The sequence below is a fragment of the Lichenicoccus roseus genome (genome assembly GCF_005844085.1).
Lineage (GTDB): Bacteria > Pseudomonadota > Alphaproteobacteria > Acetobacterales > Acetobacteraceae > Lichenicoccus > Lichenicoccus roseus.
Map to the genome: position 1 here is coordinate 21,261 of NZ_VCDI01000016.1, position 6,000 is coordinate 27,260.

A 6,000-nucleotide genomic window follows, 5' to 3' on the forward strand; every position below is an offset into this window, starting at 1 on the left:
GCACTGCCGCCCCGAAAGCGGATCACCCGGCTTGCCTCGCCTCCAGAGCGCGGCTATGCCCGGGTCACGCCCAGGATGATGTAGCTGCGTGGATCTTCTGAACTACTGATCGCATCCTGTAGTGCCTCGGCCTGCAGGCCGAACACCATCATTACCTCAATCTCGCACTCGTCTAACGCGCTCCCGATCACGGCGAACAGGGCCGCGTGGACCGGCGTGGACACGCCGAAGCGATTGATGCCGGCGCACCACGAGTTGGCCGAGGCGGCGCATGCCTACATCCAGGCGGCCGGGATCGGCGAGCTGGTCGTTCCTCAGGTTGAGTAGAACTCAGGCCGTCCCCCCACCATTGGATCGGCCTGCTTCTGATTGAAAGAGCACGGCACTAAACGCTACAGGATCTTCAGAACGGCAGAGTGAACTGGACGAGACGGATCATCCAATTGCTGAAGTGAAGACGACCGGTAGTCGCCAGAATGCACATACAGCTTTCTTGCGGTTCAGCTCTGACAAGATGATCGTGTTCGCGCCGGAGCGCTGCTTCGCCATAATCTTCGTCTTCCTCTGCCACGTCGCCGACAGAATATAAGCCATCGTTATCCCGAAAGGCGCCTCTGAGCACGCAGGTTAGTTCCAACCCACGATGGCTGTGCGCTGGTAGTTTCACCCCTGCGTTGACACGGATGAAATGCAGCGTGCTGAAGTCGTCACGCCAAAGCGTGCTATGGCGAATGCCCGGTGTGAGCCACCGCAACCGGCTGGGCTGCAGGTCTTTGAGCGTCGACGGCAAAACCATTCTGTCCACTATGCGCGGCATCTCTGCTGGAGCTTCTCCCATCTGGAAGGGCGGCCTTACTGCTTCTGCAGCATTGAAGCTTGCGATACTCCGCTCAAATAAGTCAGCAGGCGGCGTAACAGGCGGCAAATTAGCAGTGAACTCGTTCCCAACGCCCTTAAGGAATGAGATTGTTTCTGCACATCCCTGGCAGTGCAGAACATGTGTTTCCACCACCAGACGATGTGCAAAACCGAGAGTGGCGGACGCATAGTCAAGCAATACTGCACTACTGGGATGCTTGCTGGGCGTTATAGAGACGGTCACTATCTTTTTGCCAACGTGAAATCAGCGGCTTCTGCCGCAGTGGTCATGCAACGCAGTGGACTTCCGTAGTTCCGAGAGCAGCCGCATTCGGCCTATCGGCCGATCTACCACGGGTCATATGTTGAGGTGATTGGTCCCTACAGAACTATGTAAACTAGAGAATACATTTGTTGTTACACATCTATTGGCCAGCTAGCTCAGTAGAGCTCTTCAGCCGTGACAGTCGACGTCAGACATCCTGTCTCAGGTCAGGCCGGGTGCGGGCAGCTCGCATCCGGCCGTGTTTGCCGACTGGCTGGCGAGCTCGGCCCGCTGCTGACTATGGGCGATCCAGATTCAAACTGAGCCCTTATGCTCGGCCGCTCCCGCTTGCCACCAAGCCCTTCTATGTGACCGCCTGATCACTTCGCAGCCGTCCCGCAACGGAGATGTCTTGGGTGCCCAGCTACTGGATCTACCGATCGAACGCCGCTGGCCGCACCGTTGAATCTGGGACGCTATACTATAGAGCGTAAGCGGACGCGGCGATCAGCTGAGGCGTCCGATACCAGGCTCTAAGATACCTGAGGTATAGAAGCTCAAGGTCCGCTTCAGCTCGTCGGGTCTAAGCCTCAACGGGGGAGCAGATTAGTCGAGGCAAGGTCGATCACCTCATCCCCACGACCGCTCATCACCGCCCGGAGCACCCAGAGGCTGAACCCTTTGATTTGCTCCGCGCCGATCGTCGGCGGCATGGATAGCTCGTTCTTCGCGGTGACGACATCGAGCAGCGCCGGTCCGTCATGGGCGAGGATGTCGGCGACCGCCCCGGGAAGCTCGCCCGGATCCTCGACGCGCCGCGCATGGATGCCCATGGCGCGCGCCATGGCGGCGAAGTCCGGGTTCTGCAGGTCGGTGCCCGTGTCGACGAAGCCCCCCGCCTTCATCTCCATCGACACGAAGCCCAAAACGCCGTTGTTGAAGACCACGACTTTCACCGGCAGCCGCGCCTGCGTGAGCGTGATCAGGTCACCCATCAGCATGGTGAAACCACCGTCACCCGACAGCGAGATGACCTGACGACCGGGCGCGGCGGCCTGGATGCCGATCGCCTGCGGCATGGCGTTCGCCATCGAGCCATGTACGAGCGAGCCGATTAGGCGCCGCTTGCCGTTCATGCGCAGGTAGCGCGCGGCCCAGATGGTGGGCGTCCCGACATCGAAGGTGAAAACCGCGTCGTCGGACGCGGCATTGCTGATTACCTTGGTTAAGTACTGCGGGTGAATCGGCAGCCGGCCGGGCGTGCCCTGCGCCAGCTCGTCGAGACCGTGCCGCGCCCTCTTGTAGTGCGCGACGTTGGCGTCAAGATGGCGGGTGTTCGTCTTGGGCGTGAGTTTTGGCAGCAGCGCGTTTAGTGTCGGCGCGACCGCGCCGACCAAGCCGAGCGTGAGCTTAGCGCGCCTGCCGAGATTCTCCGGTCGTATGTCGATCTGCGCGATCTTGATGTCGTGCGGCAGGAACTGCTTGTAGGGAAAGTCGGTGCCGAGCATCACGAGCAGGTCACACGTGTGCATGGCTGCGTAGCCAGACGAAAACCCGATGAAGCCCGTCATACCAACATCGAACGGGTTCTCGTATTCGACATGCTCCTTGCCACCATAGGCATGAACGATCGGACTCTTGAGCGTGTCGGCAAGCTGCAGCAACTGCTTGTGCGCCCCTGCGCAGCCACGGCCGCAAAACAGGGTCACGCGCTCTGCCCCATTCAGAAGCGCCGCAAGCGCGTCGAGATCCGCATCAGCCGGACAGACGATCGGCGCTGGCGGCAGCACGAACGGCATGCCCGAGTGCGCGGGCGCGGGGCGCATCGCGACGTCGCCGGGTAGCACAACGACAGCCACGCCACGCAGGCCGACGGCGGCGCGGATCGCATTGTCGAGTACAAAGGGGATCTGCGATGCATCAGACACGAGTTCGCAGTAATGGCTACATTCCCGGAAGAGGCTCTCTGGATGGGTCTCCTGGAAGTAGCCACCCCCAATTTCTGCCGACGGGATTTGCGCCGCAATCGCAAGGACAGGTGTTCGGCTCCGATGGGCGTCAAACAAACCATTAATAAGGTGCAGGTTGCCGGGCCCACAGGAACCGGCGCAGACGGCTAGCTGACCGGTGAGCTGCGCTTCACCGGAAGCGGCAAAGGCAGCAACCTCCTCATGACGGACATGCACCCAAGCGATCTCAGTCTGGCGACGCAACGCGTCTGTCATGCCGTTGAGGCTGTCCCCGACCACGCCGTAGATCCGCCTTACCCCCGCGCCCGCGAGGGTCTGCACGAGGTAGGTGGCTACGTTGTCGCTCATGGCTTTCACCGTCCAGTTTCACTAATACGATCCAAGCTAGCTTTGGATGAACTTTAACAAATCAGCGTTGATGACGGCAGCATCTGTAGTCGGCATGCCATGCGGCAGACCCTTGTAAGCTTTTAGACTGCCGTTCTTCAGGAGTTCCGCCGATAGCGGCCCGGCATTCGCGAACGGCACAATTTGATCGTCCTCGCCGTGCATCACGAACGTCGCGACGTCGATGCTCTGGAGGTCAGAGGTAAAGTCGGTCTCTGAAAACGCTTTTATACAGTCATATTGCGCTTTGATTCCTCCCATCATGCCCTGCCGCCACCAATTCCGCCGCACACCTTCAGATACGACCGCATTCGGCCGGTTGTAACCGTAGAAAGGCAACGTAATGTCGATGTAGAATTGCGATCGGTTGAAAGCGGTGCCAGCACGGATTTCATCGAACACGCTCATGGGCAAGCCGCACGGATTCTGATCGGTGCGGAGCATGATGGGCGGCACGGCGCTGATCAGCACAGCCTTCGCAACCCGATCCTTCCCATGGCGCGCTACGTAACGCGCCACCTCGCCGCCGCCGGTAGAATGGCCAATATGGACAGCGTCGCGTAGGTCGAGCGCCGCAGCGAGTTCGGCAACGTCGGACGCGTACGTGTCCATATCATTGCCCTCGGAGGTCTGGGTGGATCGTCCGTGCCCTCGCCGGTCGTGCGCGATGACGCGGTAACCGTGCTGCAGAAAGAACATCATCTGCACGTCCCAGTCGTCGGCTGACAGCGGCCAGCCGTGGTGGAATACGATAGGCTGACCCACTCCCCAATCTTTGTAAAAAAGCTTGGTTCCATCTCCTAAGGTGATCATATTGGTCATGTAGTCCTCTATACTCTCAGCCCACGTGGAAACTTGAAGCCGGAGACTCAGTGCACAAATCGGCTAAGTGCGAAAAACGCAGCCGCCGCTCACAAACCCTTGGCCGCAGCTAGGTTGGTCCTGACCATGCTGCGTAGCGTTCCCATGACGCAACCAGGTGATCACGCAGGGCGGTGCTGGCGGCAATCGCGTCGCCCGCGTTGATCGCGTCCAACAGAGTGCTATGTTCTTTGACAACCGGCCTTATGTCTTGCGGCACTCGGTCAAACAATCGGGCGTGCTGCAGGTGAGGGCGTAGAGCCCGCACGCTGTTCGTTAAGAGTCCGTTACCGCTACCTTCCAGCATGGCTTGATGAAAGGCTTCGTCACTTCGGCTGGCGGAACGAAAATCTCGGGCCTTTCGTCCAATCGTCTGGGTTGACATCCGCTTCAACGCCACAGCCATGCGTCCGATGCTCGCAGCAGGCCGTTCCCGCGCGACAACGCCAGCAGCCCAGCCCTCTGTCACAATACGGTAGTCACGCAACTGCTCGAACCAGGCCCTTGTCGGTAGCGGTGCCACTGAGAAGCCCGCAAACGAAACAGAGACCACGAGGCCGGCACCCGTCAGCCGAGTGAGTGCTTCCCGGACCGGCGAGGAGCTCACGTCAAACTCGCGCTTCAGCCCATCGATATTCAAGTGCTCGCCAGGTTCGTAGACGCGGTCAAGAATCCGCTCCTCCAGCAGGTCAGTCAACTGATCAGCCAGAACAACTCGGGGCAAAACGACCTTTGCAGGCATGCCCCAGTTATCAATCTAGATATCAGCTGATGTCAATCATCGATCGTGCACGATCGCAAATCCTTGGAAGCTGTCGCCTGTTGCGAACGTCGACCTAACGATGAGAGCTTCGCTTAAGCTGGAGGCGCGGCTATCTGAATGCGCTTCTCCAGCTTCAACCATCACTCCAACCACAGCTTTAGCACCAAAGAGGCAATGCCATCGGCGAGCAGCCGCGATCAGAGCCTTCCGGCTCAAGCCGATCTAGAACAGGAGCTGTCTGAAATGCCGGCTGGGACGCTCGGCAAGCATAAGCAAGAGCAGCCCGGGCGTTGCCACTCATTAGGGAGCGGCCTCTCGGAATTCCATGCTCGATGCCGTATACCGCCGCAATCGAGTAGGTCTGCAATACCACGAGCTCGGCCTAGGCGCAGTGCGTCCGTAAGTAGCCTCGCCTTATTGCCGGGTCATCCCTATTTCTAAGCGCGATCCGCGTCAGCGTCCGTTTGCAAACCTCCATCGGCTTGTCGGCTGACAAGAATTATCTGCCACGCCTCGGCTTGATCCAGCATCAGTCGACCATCGCGGGCGAGCTCCAAGCTGGCAGCGAACGTACTCGCCACAGCGGACCGGGCCCGAAAGCCGCCCACCTCCTCCGCCTTCAAGTCCGGCAGGAAGGACGTCAGCGCGCTGCCGTCCGGCAGCACCGCCAGCCGCTCGCGGATGCGGGCGATCGACACCGGTACCGGCCATAGCGTGCGCGGTGGCAGCCGATAGGCCTCTGCCAGCTGGTCCGAAAGCGCCAGGGCCGCCAGACAGGCCCGCATCAGCTCGGCAAGATCCTCTCCCTCGCCCGGGGCGCCCGCAACCCCCTGCTCCGACCTGCCTCTCGCCCAGACCTGTAGACCAAGCTGCTGCCGGCGCTCGAGCCAGTCGGC

Annotated in this window: 4 protein-coding genes and 1 pseudogene; all 5 read right to left on the minus strand. The window is 60.2% G+C overall.

The window, feature by feature from the left end:
* Positions 1-403 precede the first annotated feature (403 nt).
* Positions 404-1,102: a ChrR family anti-sigma-E factor gene (locus FE263_RS21630; protein WP_171034283.1), complete on the minus strand. Its 699-nt coding sequence runs from the start codon at positions 1,100-1,102 to the stop codon at positions 404-406.
* A gap of 611 nt (positions 1,103-1,713) precedes the next feature.
* A complete protein-coding gene (poxB, locus tag FE263_RS21635; protein WP_138328124.1) occupies positions 1,714-3,441 on the minus strand; it encodes a ubiquinone-dependent pyruvate dehydrogenase in 1,728 nt (575 codons plus the stop codon).
* Positions 3,442-3,477: 36 nt separating this feature from the next.
* Entirely contained in the window at positions 3,478-4,302 is an 825-nt protein-coding gene (locus FE263_RS21640) for an alpha/beta fold hydrolase (protein WP_138328125.1), read from the minus strand.
* A 109-nt stretch (positions 4,303-4,411) separates the two neighbouring features.
* Complete coding sequence (locus FE263_RS21645; RefSeq protein WP_171034284.1) at positions 4,412-5,038, minus strand: GntR family transcriptional regulator; 627 nt, start codon at positions 5,036-5,038, stop codon at positions 4,412-4,414.
* Between the two features lie 503 nt (positions 5,039-5,541).
* A pseudogene (locus tag FE263_RS21650) lies at positions 5,542-6,000 on the minus strand (hypothetical protein); the annotation flags it as partial.

Excerpts from the sequence above, each read along its gene's own strand:
- FE263_RS21640 (WP_138328125.1), bottom strand. The coding sequence starts at position 4,302 with ATGACCAATATGATCACCTTAGGAGATGGAACCAAGCTTTTTTACAAA.
- poxB (WP_138328124.1), bottom strand. The coding sequence starts at position 3,441 with ATGAGCGACAACGTAGCCACCTACCTCGTGCAGACCCTCGCGGGCGCG.